This is a genomic window from Shewanella sp. SM20, from assembly GCF_025654545.1.
GTDB classification, from domain to species: Bacteria; Pseudomonadota; Gammaproteobacteria; order Enterobacterales; family Shewanellaceae; genus Shewanella; species Shewanella oncorhynchi.
In genome coordinates, this window is record NZ_JAKKRK010000078.1 from 1 (window position 1) to 15,227 (window position 15,227).

Sequence of the window (15,227 nt, forward strand, 5' to 3'; positions counted from 1 at the left end):
TTAATGTTTTACCTGGCACAGGGCGACCCTCTTTTTTGGCTTTATCTCGCCAATGATACAGGGTTTGGTAGGAGATCCCCTCACTGCGAGCCACTTCCGTGACCGTCATATTGTGGGGAGGTAATAATTTCTTTAAGACAGCGTCTTTACGTTCAGGTGAATATCGTTCCATTGAGCTCTCATTGACCGCCCCCTTTATTTAATTATTGGATGATTTTAAGGGGTGACAACAATCCTGACACAGGGGGCATGATTCTTATACGCCATTAATGTTGAATTATGCTTACTGATACAAAACATAGCTTTGCCTTCTATTTTTGACATCCCAATAATAGGCGACCATATATTATTTAATATCCGCCGTTTTATCGTGTTTGATCTATGGTGTTTCTTGCAGCCCTAAGGGGTTTTAAGGCTTTTTAGTCGGTTTTGATTAGCGCGAATAGTGGGTCAAACTGTGTCATCTCGTTTGGTAAAAAAGCAGGCTAAGCCTGCTTTAATCCCATAGGTAGACAACATACTTACTTCAACAGCCATTCGCGCACATTTTTGAACAGCCAGCATGAGCGCCCATTCTCAATCAATGACGGTTTGGGAAACCTCCCTGATTTAATTCTTCGTCCTAAAGTTGACCGACTGATGCCGAGTAGTCGCTGGATTTCAGGTTTTTTGACTATCCGATACTCATCAATAAATAGCGCTAAGTGATCGTCGTTTGGGTTCTGCATTAGCACTTTCCACCGCCATTAACTGTTTGACGAGAAGCGACCCACTCAGTTAGCTCTGATAAAAGCCAGCCAACAGAAGTACTCTGTGGATAGAGCTGCCTGCGTTTAGGGAAAAGGCCTCTACGCTCAAGTGACCATGCAGTAGTACGTGAAATTGAGGTGATTGATTTGCGTTCCGCTTCACGAACGATGCGGTCTGTAGATAGTTGATTTAATAAGTTCATGCTCACTCCCGTTTAAGTCTGTTCGGGAGTGATTGTGGGAGAAAATAATTGGCAAAAAAAGAGGTCCTACTGAGCAGGACCTCTTTTTAACGGCACTAATACATTGTTTTTATTAAATATTACACTTTAGCGCACTTTTAATCTTTTGCATTGTGTAAGCTGTATTTAAAGCCTGCTGTACTGCAGAAAGACTCGGTTTCGGTGGTTGCAGAAGATTGTTAGGCTTCTTAATACCTTTAAGCCATGAATTGATAGTCGCGTGCTCGGGAGATCTACTGACAAATTTAATTAATGATGGGATGTTTTTGTTGTCTCCTTTTTGGGAGAACCCCCTTAATAAGCTATAAATAGCTCCTCCCAACATTAATTTAGGTGTATTAGACAATGATTGATTTTGATATATATGATTAGCCATTTCGCAAACTAATTGTTTGACAGGGTCAATGGCTTTAGCTTTTGACTGACCACCTCTTTGCGGTTGAGTGACTTTAGTCGTGTAACCAGCATTGGTATATCGGTCAGTTATGGCTAATGAATCATTGCTACCTGCGTAGTAGCCAATATGAAAGACTGTCTCAATAATTATATCTACCTGCTTTAACGCCTCTACACCACCTTCTTTTATAACTGCAGTTAACTGATGATGTAAGGTCTCCGCTTGCCTCATAAAAATGTTTGTGTTGTCGATGACTAACCCTAGTTGCGAGGGTTGATGTTTAGATGCCCTCTCGGCATAGAGCTCATTGCCACTTGACCTCACTTCATTGGCCCTGGTTCCTACTAACTTAATAATCCCAATCCCCGGAGCGTCACTACCTTTGATAAGGTCCAATTGATTTTGTTCTTCTTCAGAAAAGGTGTCGTCGACCAATTTCAACATCTCTGACACCATTTCTGGTAACAGTATTCTCTTTATATCATCAACACGGTTCATTTTAACTTTCAAGGGGATTTTCATTAAAAACCTTTTGTTCTGGCTTGCTTTAACATGACAACATTACTTGAATCTGAACGTAAAAGTTCCAACCTGTCTAACCACAACTCGAGGGCTTGGAGCTTTTCGGGTAATCTTTGACTTCGATTATAAATGCCTCCAACACCTTGTATTGTGTGCCCTAGCATCAATTCAACAATATGAGGGGCCACTCCCAAATCATTCATTCCAGTGGCTACGGTACGTCGTAGGTCATGTAATCCCCATTGCTTCTCGTGGCCAAGTTTTCGATGAATCCCCCCACCCCATTGACTCACTGCAGTATCAGTCTTTAATTCTCCAAGCATGAAGCCATTTCGACTATTCGATACTAACTCCATAAGCCATGGCTTGAGCCTCTCAGGAATAGGTCGCAATATCTCACCACTCAAACCATTTTGCTGGTCTTTGATTCGATTTTTATTGTTCTCAGGAGGGACTGTCCAAATCATTCTTTCAAAGTCCCATTCGCTGATTCTAGACAATCTAATTTCTTGAGTTCGGCAACCAAATATAATTAGACACGTTATTAACTCTTTATAGTATGGCAGTAACTTCCCGTCCTCTAGCCAGCACAACAGATCTACTAATTCTTTTGAACCAGTATCACTCACTAGGCGCCTAGACCTCTTAGACTGCGCACGTGCGCCGATACTTTCAAAATCGATTTCGAAAATGTCACTATTGACCTCGTGCCCTCTTTTTCTAGCATACTTCAATGCCTGTTGGACGTTTCTCAAAACATATCCAGCTGCTACGCCATATACTTTTGCTCTGGCTTCAAAACAGTTAATCCAGTTATGTTTAGTTATCTGAGATAGCGGAAGTTGGCCAACATTAGGAATAATCCATTTGTTAAATTGTTGCAGATGTGTTTTTGAGTTTTTCCGATTCTTTTCCGCGTAGTTATTAATCCATAGTAAAAGCGCATCTTCAACCGTTAGTGGTTTCAAACTCTCTTGGCGCTCTAGATTACGTTCATTTTTAGGATCTTTTCCTTCAGCAAGCCACTTTCTGCATTGTTCTCGATCTTTTCTTGCTGCTGCCAAAGTCAAATCGGGATATCTCCCTAAGACTAGGGTCAATGGATTTGATTCCCTTCCACCTAATCTATAGCGAAACTGCCACTGTAAATTATTGACAGAAGATGTTTTTGACGGAGAGACACGAATGCTCAACCCATCTCCATCGCTGTATGACTTAGGTTTATCATGAAATGTAGAAAGCAGTGCCTTTAGCCCTCTATCACTAAGTTTCTTAGTTGCCACACCCACCTCTGAGTTACACACCGAGTTACACACATATCTTAGTATAAGGGCAAACAGAATAGAACATAAACAAACAAAAAATAACACAACAATCAATAATATCAATATGTTAATAATAAGCAGCGACCAGTTGCGAACAGAGAAAAACACCAGCTTAATTAATACGGCATGAATTAATCCGCAAGGATTAAGCTGTTGTATTGAAAAAAGAAAAGGCCTGAAGAGATTCGGGCTTTTTTGCTTTCTGATACACCATTTTCTAATGTAAACCTTTCTAATGCGCGCCCTTCTTATGCACATAGTTACACAGTCACCATCATGCTTGGTTTGCCACGCCTCTCACGCCAACTAAGATATCATTCACCAATACAATGCACTTAGCTGCTCTAGCGACCAAAATCAATAAATAATCCATACAGCCCATAGCACAACCTTGACACGAGCCATCGGGTTTTAAGTTATAATGCATTTAAAAATCAGTCTGTTAATTCTAAAACTTTTTAGCCGTAGGTTTTACATTGTCATTGACTCACTCTGAACAAGATATCAAACACAGTTGGTTTGGCCGTTTCTTTATTGGCAAAGCTGATGCGGTAAAACTCACCACGAGTGGTATTAGCATTAATCGCACTAAAGGCGGCTTTTTTGCTCACTCTCGCAGCACTAACAAAGTAGAAGCTGACGAATGTTTTACCTGGCAACAGCTAGATTTCCCACCATTTTTTACCTTAAGTCCACTAGGTTATCTACTCGGTTTCACAGTATTAGGCAAAGCCTATCAACTGCCTTTTCTCAGCTATTTTGCACAGCATCAATTTAGCAATCAAATCGCACAGTATTGGGCAAATGCCAATGGGCCGCGCGTTGCTGAGTTAATGGCGAAAGTGGATAAGACACTGACACGCACTTATTTACGTGAATCACGTTTAGAAATGATACAAGCCAGAGTCGCGCGCGAATACCAGCGCTGGTTCCCTTGGTGTGAAAACCTGCCATTGTCTGCACATTTACACACAGTGTTAGCGAGGCTTAAGCAAATCCACCGCTGGACTCGCGCCGATATAAAGCAGTTGCGTGAAGATTACATTCAGTCTCAGCTCGTTAAATTTGCTGACTATTTTGAGCATGTAGAATCTAATCCCTTAACCGAAAAACAGCGCCGAGCTTGTATTATCGATGATAACAATAACTTGTTATTGGCAGGCGCAGGCACAGGAAAGACCAGTGTGATGGTTGGTCGAGCAGGATATTTGCTTAAGAGTGGTCAAGCAAAAGCCGATGAAATATTGCTATTAGCCTATGGCCGTAAAGCGGCTGACGAGATGGATGAGCGGATTAAAAATAGGCTCGGTACGGATGATATCAAGGCGAGCACCTTCCACAGTTTAGGCTCAAAAATTATCGCCGACGTTGAGCGAGCAAAACCGAGTTTGTCCCCTTTAGCGGAGGATGACAAAGCCAAAGAGCTGTGGGTGCACAATATCCTTGAGACTTTGATTGAAGATGAGGCTTACCGTAAACAACTTTTCGAATATTTCAGCCGTTTCTATTATGTTGAAAAAAGCCCGTTCGAGTTCGATATGGAAGGCGAGTATTTTCAATACTTGAATGATAACGATATTCGCAGTCTTAAAGGTGAGCGAGTCAAAAGCTTTGGTGAGCTCTACATTGCCAACTGGCTATTTAGCAATGGCATCGAATATGTCTATGAAGCTAAGTATAAGCATGATGTGCGCAGTATTGATTTTCGTCAGTATCAACCCGATTTCTATCTGCCTGAATACCAAATTTATCTTGAATACTATGGTATTGATGAACACCAGCATACCGCTCCTTATATCGATAACCAGAAATACTTGGAATCGATGGCATGGAAACGCCAGCTACATCAACAGCATGGCACTAAGTGTGTTGAGCTATTTTATTACCAACATAAAAAAGGGTTGTTAATCAGTAAGCTTGAGCAAGCTTTACAGGTCTTTAAAGTACAATATGCGCCCTTACCCGATGAAGCCATACTAGCAACCCTACATGAACTTGGCCGCATGACCGAATTGGCAAAAATGTTTAGTCAGCTGATAGGGCTGTATAAAGCGGCTTGCCTTGATGAACATGGGCTTGAGGGTGTATTTGCTCGCGCCGCCGATGCTCAGCAGACCCGCAAGGCATTCGAACTGCTTGAGCCTATACTCACGCGCTATGAGCAGCATTTAGCAATAAATGGCGACATTGATTTTGAGGACATGATAGGCAAAGCGTTGACGTATTTACAACGCGGGCAATTTATTAGCCCGTGGCGTTTTATTATGGTGGATGAGTTCCAAGATATTTCAGAACCACGTGCCCGCTTAGTGCGTGCCTTGAGGGATTCCTGTGCCCCTCATTCTAAAGCGCTGGCGTCTTTATTTTGTGTCGGGGATGACTGGCAGGCAATTTACCGTTTTAGCGGTGCAGATGTAAGTTTAACCACGCAATTTAGCCAATATTTTGGCCCAACAGCCCAAAGCTATTTGGATCTGACTTTTAGGTTTAACAGTAGTATTGAGCAAGTTGCCACTCAGTTTGTCACCCAGAATCCCACGCAATTGAGGAAGGACATTCGCTCCCTCATGCAGGTCGCCTACCCTGCAGTCTCAATATTACGCCGCGGAGAAAACGAGCAGTCAAACCTAAATGAACCAAGCCCAAATGCACTGGAACAAGCATTAACGGCCATTAGTGCAAGGATAAGCGCTAGAAGTGACAAACTTAACAGCGTAGCAAGCGTCTATTTACTGGCACGTTTTTGGTTTCAGCTACCCGATAAAACCCAAGTAAACCAACTCAAGGCTAAGTACCCTAACTTGAAAATTGAATGCCAATCTTTTCATGCTTCTAAAGGGAAAGAAGCCGATTATGTGGTGATCATGGGGATGAAGACGGGAATGCATGGCTTCCCTTCAATGAAAGTCACTCCTCCGATACTAGATGCATTTTTACCAAAAACGGAAGCGTTTGAATTTGCAGAAGAACGTCGACTGTTTTATGTCGCGTTAACGCGGGCAAAACACCGCGCCTATGTGATTGCCGATATGACAGACGTGAGCCCATTCGTCACCGAAATGCTTACAAAAGGCTACGCAATTGAACAAGATGAGTTCAGCACCTCTTTAGTACAAAGGTTATTTGAAGACATAAAATGCGTGCGTTGTAGCACGGGAACGCTTAAGCCTAGAACGGGAAAATTTAAATCGTTTTATTCCTGCTCACATTTTCCCCTTTGCGATCACAAGGAAGAAGGTTGTGAGCTCTGTGCTAGCCCAATGACCCGAACACGCTTTGCTGGCTTTAAGGTATGTTTGAATGAGAACTGTGGCCATATAGCGCCACTTTGTAGCCTCTGTGGTGGCGATATGCAGTTAAAGGATGGTCGATTCGGCCCCTTTTGGGCTTGTCGCAATTACCGCGGGCAAAACCTACCCAGTTGTACGAATAAACTAAACAAGGCCAAGTTATCGCTCCCAAGCGAGCGACCCCAAAAGCATGTGAGCTAGATGCAAGAATGCTCAACAAAAGCCTATAACAATGAGTAGCAACTCATTTTTATAGGTAGGGAATTTAGAGTAAAAAGAAGAAATAAACAACGAGGAAAAAAGAGCTGAGTGCACCAATAACCACTGGGTAAATGAGATAAGCATCTTGCGCTCTGGCAGCACGAATAAAACATAAATGAGCCAGAAAATAATTATAGATAAAAATCATAATTGAAATCATAACACCATGGCTAAAGCGTAATGTATTCATATTGAGTGCAACAATAATAAGCAATAGCCAATTCAGCAGAATAAGATACAGAAAGACCTTCTGTAATTTATCCGAGCCGTTTCGATGAAAAGATGCAGCCATTGCATATCCTATATTTTCGCCCGTAGTCTAATTGCATCAATCAAGTTCTGGACTTCAGCTTTATCACGATAAATCCAGCGAGCGCCTAAGAACTTCAATCGACCTTTAATCGTGTGTTCTCGAGTTACCTCACATAAGACTCGTGTTTGCTCAAGTTCAATATAGAATCTCCTCCCTACTGATAGTGGTTCATTGCACAAAATCCCAACACCGCCAATGCTAATATCTTTTATATTTGCAGTTCCAATCGGTGTAATAACAAACCAGCAAGTTGTTGATAAATTTACTGTCAGGCCATCGCATGCAAATGCGAGTGGCGCTCTTTTATTTCGTCTCAGGCTAAATCTTTGATGAGTTCGACGATTATCAAATTCAATAATCTGATACTCAGGGGTCGCTTCAACTTCATCCTCAGAATGTACAAACTCTTCATACAGATTCATAGTCATCCCTAACAAATGAGAGCAGGTATTAACACTAGCGAGTGTTTGCTTGGCGCTTAATTTCGTTGATTGTAACGCCACTTGGGACTGTATCGATCGGAGCGCCAATCATGCCTCTTAATAACTGTTCAGCAGAGGAGGTTAAAATAAGCGCCTCAATCCGACGATTAGCCGCCGCAGCAGTATCCGAAGTGATGTAAGGAACCTGATCAGCCATACCCGTCACCTGAATAACCTGATCGCGTTTAACACCGCCACGCTCAAGCACTCTTCGTGCTAATAGTGCTCTTTCACTCGATAATTCCCAATTAGTAAATAAACTGCCCGCATAAGGCGTTGAATCCGTATGACCAGAAATAACCATGCTATTAGTTATATTTTTTAAAATAGGCCCTAAAGATAAAAGTAATTCTTCAAAATAGGGCTGCATCTGTGCACTGCCCCGCGTGAACATAAATTGATTCACATTATCGTGAATTAAGATGCGTATGCCTTGAGGCACAATAGTCACGGCAATGTTTTCAGCCATGCTCGAGCTTTGCACGACTCGATTCAATTCTCTGGCGAGCACAGTTAATTGCGCCTGAGTATCAAATTGCCCAGGGATGAGCGCACCTTCCTCTAATCCTTCTGACTCCGAACCTCTAGGCATAGAATTGGAAGGTATGATTGGAGGAGCAATAGACATATTTCCTTCTAAATCAATAATCGAAGATGACTGACTTAGCTCAAATGGATTCATTGGACCAGTGGGATTCATATCACCACGTAAATACTGCACTATCATGGTTCGCTCTTTTTGATCAGCGATTTGCATGATCCACAGCACCATAAAGAGCGCCATCATAGCAAGCGTGAAATCGGCAAAAGCGACTTTCCACGCACCACCATGCCCATGATTACGCTTTCCTCGCTTTCGCCGCTTGATAATAATCGGCTCATTTTTATGGAGCATTAGCTTCTCTGCCCTTCCATCCAACGTTCTAACTCGATAAATGAAGGACGATTTTCACTTTGTATTTGTTTCCGTCCCGCATCAATAGCCATCATTGGTGGTTTACCTTTTGAAAAGGTCACTAAAATAGCGGCTATGCACCGAAGCTGTGCCGATTTACGATCAACCAGATGTTCTAATGCCTTTGACATTGGGTCAAAGAAACAATAACACGCGAAAATACCAATAAATGTACCGACTAATGCCGCGGCAACTTTGACACCAATCATAGTAATTGGGCCATCAATATTAGACATAGTAATGATAATACCGAGAACAGCAGCTAAAATACCAAAGCCAGGCATAGCCTCTCCCACCTTACTAAAAGCTTCCGATGGTCGTAATCTGTCCTCTTCTATTCGATGAATCTCTTCTTCTAGGATATGCTCTAAGTCATGGGGAGATATTTTCCCAATAGACTGCACTCGTAAGTTATCAATTAAAAACTGTAAAACATTTGGGTGATTAAGCACGGCTGGGTACATTAGAAAAATAGAGCTCTGATGAGGATTTTCTAAATGTTCATCGAGCACTTTTAAGCCTTGAGATTGGATCTGAGCCATTAAAGTGCCCATCAAAGGAAATAACTGAGGATATAATTCAGGATCTTCCTTGCCCTTATTAAATAATTCTTTTAACTGCTCAAGCATTTCTTTTAATACTGATTGTGGGTTAGCAATAATGAGCGCTCCAACTCCGGCCCCCATAATGATTAAAATTTCAGCAGGCTGCCACAATGCAGACAAAGCTCCACCCGCCCAAACATATCCACCAAACACAGAAGCTAAAATGATTAACAGCCCAACTAGTTTACTCATTACGATCTTCTCACTTTTAAACTTTAGCGCTGCAATATTGTTTTTAACTGTGAAATAGCTGATTTATGCAGCTGGCAAATACGCGTTTCAGTCAATCCCAATGCCATAGCTATCTCTTTTAAATTCAGCTCATGATGATAGTAAAGCGACAGAATTAGCTGTTCTCTTTCATTTAATTTTGAAATAACTTTGATCAAAGTTTGCTTCAGTATTAACCGCTCAACATCATTACTTCTGTCTACTGGATGATCACCGCCCAATAGCAACTCATCTAAGCTTTTCATCGACTCAGCTTGCGTCGAGTATAAACGTTCCCGATAATCCTCCGCGCTCAGCCCAAGCGCACTGGCCACTTCAAGATCGCTTGGTTCACGTCCCATCTCTCGACTCAAACGTCTAACAACATCATTAAGCTCATGGGCCTGCTGTCTAACAGGTCTAGGACGCCAATCCTGCCGCCTCAACTCGTCGAGTATGGCACCGCGAATCCGTTGCCCAGCGAAGGAAATAAATCCATTATCCAGCTCGCCAGGATACCGACGTGATGACTCAAGCAAGGCCATCATGCCAATTTGCTCCATATCCTCGAGTGATAACATCACGCCGCAGTGACTGCGCATCTGCGAGACTATACGTTTGATTAATGGCAAGTATTGTCGAATAATCTGTTGTTCAGATTGACGCTCTTCGACTGGATAATCACAGGTTTGTTGATATGCGAGTTGGCCCGCTGCTGTCATGATAAGGCCTCTTACTGGATCACCATGCGAGTAAAGAGTACTTCATCAATATCTGATGGTAATTGGTTATCTGACAGCACTTTAACCATCAATATCAACGCTTCTGATTGTAAACTGTCAAGCTGATCTAAGTGGTTCAACTGCTCAAATGTTTTACGTGAGAACATCTTCATCATAGCGTTTCGTATAAGTGGATCTGACTCCAGCAACACCGCTTTCATATTGGGATTACGGCTTTTTAATGACATTTCAAGCAGCATGTAATGGGGATACTTATCCCCGGGAATCGATATCACAAACTTTTCTAACGGGTAAAACTTTGCAACTGGTATAGGTTCGACTTCCGGTTCCGATGCAAAAAGCTCTGCTAGCTTCCAATCTCCACTACTTGTTCCAATCCAGAATGCACCTGCGGTCGAACTAATGAGCACAAGTAACGCTACGATAATCTTTACTAAACGAGATTTTAAAATTGCCATTAAACGACTCCGGCACTTAAGCCAATAAATCTAATTGGGATTTCTCTCTCGCCATCACATCGACTACATTATCCGTTGTAGTCTCAGCCGCTATCGAAGAGGAGAATAATGCAGTTTCCTGTTGATGCTGTTGCGATTCACCTTGACCAATATCGACATCAATTTGACCGCCATGATCCATTGCTAAATCCACTCTCAAACGATCCAAACCATTGAGTAATGCATCTCGAATTGCCGGATTTACTGCATGCATTTGCACCTGTAAACGATCGCCCTCTAAACGGATATTGAGCTCAATCTTGCCGAGTTCTGGCGGATCTAACCTTAATTCGGCTTTCTTAATATGTTGATCGACTTGGAAACGAAGATGCTCTCTTAAGGGAGTAAGGATCTCCTGAGAGTGCTGCGCTAAAGAAGCCATGGGAGTGAGAGATACAGGGCCCCATTGAGTAGCACTTGCAGCCTGCGTACCCGCAACCTGCTGAGATCCTATCGCATTTATATCTTTAACTTCATGCCCCCTAAGTTCTGCCAACACACGCTGAAACACTGACGAGTCAGATTTCAAATGCTCAAAATCCCCAGAGAAAGTTGCCAGCGTTGAATCCTGCGTAAATACGCCGCTCATTTTCAAGGATTCGCCACTCATGCCCACAGGCTGAGTACGACTTCCTGTAAGATCCATAGATGAGGTCATCCCTGAGCTAAATAGGATTCCTCTTTGATCTGTGGCTGAGAGCCCAATTAAAGACGCAGGAGTTCGACCTATCGGATCCGCTTTAACCGTTTCTGCGGGAAAAATCACAGGAACAAACGGCGCGACAGCAGTCGGTGAAACGAGACTAGCCTGAGGCGTGGCGGCTAAGCCATCTTGAATAATAGGCACTGAGTTAATCTCAGTATTTAACAGTGACGGAGACAATCCCTGTGCAGCAGGAACTATAGACGCAAAAGGAGCCGAATCAATGAAACTACTATTAACATATTGATTTGAAAAAGTATCAGCATCTCTTTCTAAAGTATGTTCGGCATTCTGAGTCCACTGAGCTCCCTCTAACGGGAGAGGCGCTGCAGACAATCCGACTGGCAACCCCAATAAGGTAAATGACTCTGATTTATCTTGATCAACTGCACTTGCCACTTTAGTCGTCAAGCTGGTATTTGTGCCAACAGGACGAGTTGAAAGAAGATCAGAGATCATCCAAAGCTCCACTTACTTGTGTTAATTGATAGGCGGCTAAACCTGGTTGTTGCGCCTTAAAGCGACCCATTTCAGCGGCTAATTCATCACGAGCCAAGATCAACTCTTGTAGCACTTGGGAATGAACCCGCTTTAATTCTGCACGTGCCAATTTCTGCTCAATATCATGAGCCTCACCAGCCTGTTGCAGTGCTTTGATCAAAGCGATGTTCACTTTTCGGACGCTTTCCCAATCCTGAGCATCTGCATATTGGCGTAAAGCATTCGCAAAACGCGCCCACTGCTTAATTGAGATTTGTCCATCCTTCTCTGACATTAGTAATCACCTGAGTCACTGGAACTAGCGCTTCAGCACTGTTTTCGACACTGGCGCTGACAAGCTGACGGCTACAAAAGTCATAGAGACGATGTAAGCTCACGGCAACCTCACCACCATTTTCAAGGTCAAGCATAGAGTCCAAGCCATGCACGATATTAAGGCACTTATGGATACTCATTCCTTTCGCCTCAAACCTTTGGTATTCCATATGGCCAGCGGTCCGCTCTAGTTCTTCCAATAAACCATCAAGTAACATACGCACCATGTCATGGGTTGTTGCTGCCGCTACTTGTGCATCTAAAGCGGTTTGCTTGTAGGCATTAAATGGATCGTACTCATTTAACATTTTTTACTGCTTCCTATGAAAACAACTGACTTGCGGAATTAAACTGATTAATGGTGGATTCCATTGCCGTAAACTGGGTTAAATAAATCTGATACTTTTGATTCATTTGATAATCATGGCGCGCCATACTGTCATTCACACTTTTAATCTGCTTATTTAGCGCTTCCTGCTTTTGATCGATATAGCCATTGAACTGTGTAAAAGGTTTTAGGGTCTTTTCTATGCTTTTGATATAACTGTCAGGACCAGTAAACATGGCTTGTACTTTTTCTGGATCACTTTTAAAGCTATCGGTCAGCTTAGCATCATCAATTTTCAGTTTTCCGTCTCGTCCAATCTCAATCCCGATATCAGACAAACGCATGCCATTAGCAGCCGTTGCAAATACAGAATCACGTAATTTAGACTGGAGAAGGCGAATAGAGGTATCCCCCTTCAACACACCAATTTGCGCTTCACTCACTGCAGTGGTTTTGTCTTCCTTATCTTTATCGGAAGAGCCAGAGTCAGAGGTCTTAACGCCCATAGAACGAGTTAATTGATTAATTTGCGTCATTAAAGAATTAAATGAATCGACAAAATCCTTAACCGCTTTCTTATTCGCTTCAAAATCGTCTGTGACTTTAATCATGCTGCTTTCACCAGCCGCATGCACCTTGACTAATTCGAGGCTGACACCATCAACAACATTTTCTAGATAGTTACTACTGCTGGTAATACTGATACCGTTTAATGTGAGTTCCGCATCTTGTGCTGCACGACGTTCTGTCATGCCCCAATCGGCACCGTTAAACTCTACCTTCACTTGATTCGCGACACCCGATTCCTTTGAAGACAGCATAAATTCGATTTGGTTACCTGTGCGCACTAATGACGCTTGTACACCAGGATTACCCACTTGTTTATTGATCACATCGCGTAACTGAGACACAGAAATAGCCGCACCGCCATTAACCGTTGCCAAATCAATTTCCATACGCTTAGTCGGATCACTACCGACTTGAATACTGATAATGCCCGACGTTGGCAACAATTCACTTTCAGAGGAATAGGCTTTAGTCAGTTGATGCGCTTGCGCAAGTTTATGCACACTCAAATCATAGTTACCCTTAGGCGCATCAGATTTAACTGTCGCGGTCGCATTCTCGCCCGTAACCGTAGCAATTTTGCCTTTAGCTGCATCGCCACCCATTTCACTCAGCTTAGTGGCCATCTTCTTCATATTATTTTCGAGCAATGTATAGGCATCTAACTGTGTTTTGCTGGCAGTTAGCTTGCCTTTGTAAAGCGTATCTTTACCTGCGCGGTCTGCGCCAATCAGTTGCTGAGCAAATTGTGCTGCATTCATACCTGAAATCATGACTACCTCCACTCGTTCTAGAGCAAAACGCATGCCAAAAACAAGTTACTGTTTTTAAATAAATTTAAATAATTAACTGGCCCAAACACAGCTAAATACTTCCGCATGGACACTTAAACAGGAAAACCATCTTCCACTTTGTGTTATCGAAAATTACCCACTAAAACATGAACCTTATAGGTTTCAATCTCGGGTTTAGCGACTACCGACCAATACATAAACCGTGGCTAAAATAAAAATGCCAGTCAGCGCAACTAACTGGCATTTTAGCCGTGACCAATGACATCACTTGCCCAATAACATTAACGCAATAGACCCATGACTAAACCCGTGTTCTGATTAGCTGAAGATAGTACCGTTGTACCCGCCTGAACTAATAATTGATTACGTGTCATATTGGCAGATTCAACCGCGAAATCGGCATCCATAATACGGCCGGCAGCGGCTTTAGTATTTTCAGTTACGCTGGCAAGGTTAGCCGCAGTATGGCCAAGACGGTTAATGTTGGCACCTAAGGTTGAACGTTCTGTCCCCACTTTAGCCAAGAAGGTATCAACAGCCCCGATAGCCGTATTGGCGGCTGCAGAAGTCAACAAATCACCAGTAACTGTCTTATCAATAGCACCTAAGGTAACTGACATTTGCTCTGCTCCATCCGAGCCAATCTGAAAGGTCACACCTTTGACGAGTACACCATCAGTAGCATCTTTAAATAAGTTATTACCCGCATAGGTTGTATTTTCTACAATACGGGTAATTTCTGCATTTAATTGCTTAAACTCATCATCCAACGCTTTTAAATCTGCTGTAGAGTTAACGCCGTTTGATGCTTGAGTCGCCAATTCTTTCTGGCGGTTAGCAATAGTCGTTAATTCTTCTAACGCACCATCAGCGGTTTGCAGCATAGAGGTCGCATCAGAAATATTGCGTGAAGCCGTTTCCATGCCCTTTACGTTAGCGCTCATGCGGTTAGCAATTTGCAAACCCGCTGCATCATCAGATGCGCTATTGATACGTAAACCCGTCGACAGACGCTCCATAGCATTAGTTAATAGATTATTACTTTTATTAACAGCACCTTGTGCAACAATTGACGCGTAATTAGTGTGAACACCTAACATATCAGCTCTCCTAGAAAAAACAGTTATCTTGGCTATGCCTGAATCCCGGTATAGCTCCATAACTAAGTAAGGCGACAGCTGCGTATTACCATGCATGGCGATCGCCTAATAACATTCATGCCGATCATCCAATAACATTCATGTCGATCGCTCAATAACATCGCAAACCGATCACTTTTGCTTCTTTATGGTAAACCCTGATCGACATGCATGTTATTGCGTGACTTTTTCTCCTCGCTTCGTTAAACCCGCACTTTCTGCTCATTTAATCTGAGGAAAGTGCATGTCTGCGAGGCCTATTACTGTGAGAAAACTGAAAGAAATTCTG

Annotated in this window: 18 protein-coding genes; 1 reads left to right on the forward strand and 17 read right to left on the reverse strand. The window is 42.7% G+C overall.

What is annotated here, in order from left to right; genetic code table 11:
• From L5M18_RS21545 to L5M18_RS21565, 6 genes are all read right to left on the reverse strand, one after another.
• On the reverse strand, positions 1-172 hold a 172-nt coding region (locus L5M18_RS21545; RefSeq protein WP_263190459.1), incomplete at its 3' end, for a transposase.
• 349 nt (positions 173-521) lie between these two features.
• Entirely contained in the window at positions 522-728 is a 207-nt protein-coding gene (locus L5M18_RS23535) for a helix-turn-helix transcriptional regulator (protein WP_071940406.1), read from the reverse strand.
• On the reverse strand, positions 728-952 hold the full coding sequence (locus L5M18_RS21550) for a helix-turn-helix transcriptional regulator (protein ID WP_259482919.1): 225 nt from the start codon (positions 950-952) through the stop codon (positions 728-730). The genes L5M18_RS23535 and L5M18_RS21550 overlap by 1 nt, the downstream gene beginning before the upstream one ends.
• 112 nt (positions 953-1,064) lie before the next feature.
• Complete coding sequence (locus L5M18_RS21555; protein WP_263198575.1) at positions 1,065-1,910, reverse strand: hypothetical protein; 846 nt, start codon at positions 1,908-1,910, stop codon at positions 1,065-1,067.
• A complete protein-coding gene (locus tag L5M18_RS21560; protein ID WP_263198576.1) occupies positions 1,910-3,193 on the reverse strand; it encodes a tyrosine-type recombinase/integrase in 1,284 nt (427 codons plus the stop codon). The genes L5M18_RS21555 and L5M18_RS21560 overlap by 1 nt, the downstream gene beginning before the upstream one ends.
• 316 nt (positions 3,194-3,509) lie before the next feature.
• Positions 3,510-3,662 (reverse strand): hypothetical protein, encoded by a 153-nt coding sequence (locus L5M18_RS21565; protein WP_263198578.1) that lies wholly within the window; start codon positions 3,660-3,662, stop codon positions 3,510-3,512.
• Between the two features lie 49 nt (positions 3,663-3,711).
• Between L5M18_RS21565 and L5M18_RS21570 the strand changes: the two genes are divergently transcribed.
• Positions 3,712-6,726, forward strand: a complete 3,015-nt coding sequence (locus tag L5M18_RS21570; RefSeq protein ID WP_263198580.1) for a UvrD-helicase domain-containing protein — start codon at positions 3,712-3,714, stop codon at positions 6,724-6,726.
• A 64-nt stretch (positions 6,727-6,790) separates the two neighbouring features.
• Here the strand turns inward: L5M18_RS21570 and L5M18_RS21575 are convergent, their stop codons facing one another.
• The 11 genes from L5M18_RS21575 to L5M18_RS21625 form a co-directional block, all read right to left on the reverse strand.
• The gene (locus L5M18_RS21575) at positions 6,791-7,078 is read right to left on the reverse strand and encodes a hypothetical protein (RefSeq protein WP_113940804.1); all 288 of its coding nucleotides are present in this window, start codon (positions 7,076-7,078) and stop codon (positions 6,791-6,793) included.
• Positions 7,079-7,086: 8 nt separating this feature from the next.
• The gene (locus L5M18_RS21580; RefSeq protein ID WP_263198582.1) at positions 7,087-7,521 is read right to left on the reverse strand and encodes a pilus assembly protein PilZ; all 435 of its coding nucleotides are present in this window, start codon (positions 7,519-7,521) and stop codon (positions 7,087-7,089) included.
• 34 nt (positions 7,522-7,555) lie between these two features.
• Positions 7,556-8,476, reverse strand: a complete 921-nt coding sequence (locus tag L5M18_RS21585; protein ID WP_113940806.1) for a flagellar motor protein MotB — start codon at positions 8,474-8,476, stop codon at positions 7,556-7,558.
• Positions 8,476-9,333, reverse strand: coding sequence for a flagellar motor stator protein MotA (gene motA / locus L5M18_RS21590; RefSeq protein WP_113940807.1), 858 nt, complete (start codon positions 9,331-9,333; stop codon positions 8,476-8,478). Before motA ends, L5M18_RS21585 begins: the two co-directional genes overlap by 1 nt.
• A 23-nt stretch (positions 9,334-9,356) precedes the next feature.
• Positions 9,357-10,073 (reverse strand): RNA polymerase sigma factor FliA, encoded by a 717-nt coding sequence (locus L5M18_RS21595; protein WP_173496201.1) that lies wholly within the window; start codon positions 10,071-10,073, stop codon positions 9,357-9,359.
• A gap of 11 nt (positions 10,074-10,084) precedes the next feature.
• Positions 10,085-10,552: a flagellar basal body-associated protein FliL gene (gene fliL, locus L5M18_RS21600; RefSeq protein ID WP_168825867.1), complete on the reverse strand. Its 468-nt coding sequence runs from the start codon at positions 10,550-10,552 to the stop codon at positions 10,085-10,087.
• 16 nt (positions 10,553-10,568) lie between these two features.
• The gene (locus L5M18_RS21605; RefSeq protein ID WP_263198584.1) at positions 10,569-11,753 is read right to left on the reverse strand and encodes a flagellar hook-length control protein FliK; all 1,185 of its coding nucleotides are present in this window, start codon (positions 11,751-11,753) and stop codon (positions 10,569-10,571) included.
• On the reverse strand, positions 11,743-12,069 hold the full coding sequence (locus L5M18_RS21610; RefSeq protein ID WP_113940811.1) for a hypothetical protein: 327 nt from the start codon (positions 12,067-12,069) through the stop codon (positions 11,743-11,745). The genes L5M18_RS21605 and L5M18_RS21610 overlap by 11 nt, the downstream gene beginning before the upstream one ends.
• A complete protein-coding gene (fliS, locus tag L5M18_RS21615) occupies positions 12,038-12,418 on the reverse strand; it encodes a flagellar export chaperone FliS (RefSeq protein WP_113940812.1) in 381 nt (126 codons plus the stop codon). The genes L5M18_RS21610 and fliS overlap by 32 nt, the downstream gene beginning before the upstream one ends.
• Before the next feature lie 13 nt (positions 12,419-12,431).
• Entirely contained in the window at positions 12,432-13,778 is a 1,347-nt protein-coding gene (fliD, locus tag L5M18_RS21620) for a flagellar filament capping protein FliD (RefSeq protein ID WP_113940813.1), read from the reverse strand.
• Between the two features lie 302 nt (positions 13,779-14,080).
• Complete coding sequence (locus L5M18_RS21625) at positions 14,081-14,899, reverse strand: flagellin (RefSeq protein WP_113940814.1); 819 nt, start codon at positions 14,897-14,899, stop codon at positions 14,081-14,083.
• Between the last annotated feature and the right edge of the window lie 328 nt (positions 14,900-15,227).

Excerpts from the sequence above, each read along its gene's own strand:
- L5M18_RS23535 (WP_071940406.1), bottom strand. The coding sequence starts at position 728 with ATGCAGAACCCAAACGACGATCACTTAGCGCTATTTATTGATGAGTAT.
- L5M18_RS21550 (WP_259482919.1), bottom strand. The coding sequence starts at position 952 with ATGAACTTATTAAATCAACTATCTACAGACCGCATCGTTCGTGAAGCG.
- L5M18_RS21555 (WP_263198575.1), bottom strand. The coding sequence starts at position 1,910 with ATGAAAATCCCCTTGAAAGTTAAAATGAACCGTGTTGATGATATAAAG.
- L5M18_RS21565 (WP_263198578.1), bottom strand. The coding sequence starts at position 3,662 with ATGCATTATAACTTAAAACCCGATGGCTCGTGTCAAGGTTGTGCTATG.
- L5M18_RS21575 (WP_113940804.1), bottom strand. The coding sequence starts at position 7,078 with ATGGCTGCATCTTTTCATCGAAACGGCTCGGATAAATTACAGAAGGTC.
- L5M18_RS21580 (WP_263198582.1), bottom strand. The coding sequence starts at position 7,521 with ATGAATCTGTATGAAGAGTTTGTACATTCTGAGGATGAAGTTGAAGCG.
- L5M18_RS21585 (WP_113940806.1), bottom strand. The coding sequence starts at position 8,476 with ATGCTCCATAAAAATGAGCCGATTATTATCAAGCGGCGAAAGCGAGGA.
- motA (WP_113940807.1), bottom strand. The coding sequence starts at position 9,333 with ATGAGTAAACTAGTTGGGCTGTTAATCATTTTAGCTTCTGTGTTTGGT.
- L5M18_RS21595 (WP_173496201.1), bottom strand. The coding sequence starts at position 10,073 with ATGACAGCAGCGGGCCAACTCGCATATCAACAAACCTGTGATTATCCA.
- fliL (WP_168825867.1), bottom strand. The coding sequence starts at position 10,552 with ATGGCAATTTTAAAATCTCGTTTAGTAAAGATTATCGTAGCGTTACTT.
- L5M18_RS21605 (WP_263198584.1), bottom strand. The coding sequence starts at position 11,753 with ATGATCTCTGATCTTCTTTCAACTCGTCCTGTTGGCACAAATACCAGC.
- L5M18_RS21610 (WP_113940811.1), bottom strand. The coding sequence starts at position 12,069 with ATGTCAGAGAAGGATGGACAAATCTCAATTAAGCAGTGGGCGCGTTTT.
- fliS (WP_113940812.1), bottom strand. The coding sequence starts at position 12,418 with ATGTTAAATGAGTACGATCCATTTAATGCCTACAAGCAAACCGCTTTA.
- fliD (WP_113940813.1), bottom strand. The coding sequence starts at position 13,778 with ATGATTTCAGGTATGAATGCAGCACAATTTGCTCAGCAACTGATTGGC.
- L5M18_RS21625 (WP_113940814.1), bottom strand. The coding sequence starts at position 14,899 with ATGTTAGGTGTTCACACTAATTACGCGTCAATTGTTGCACAAGGTGCT.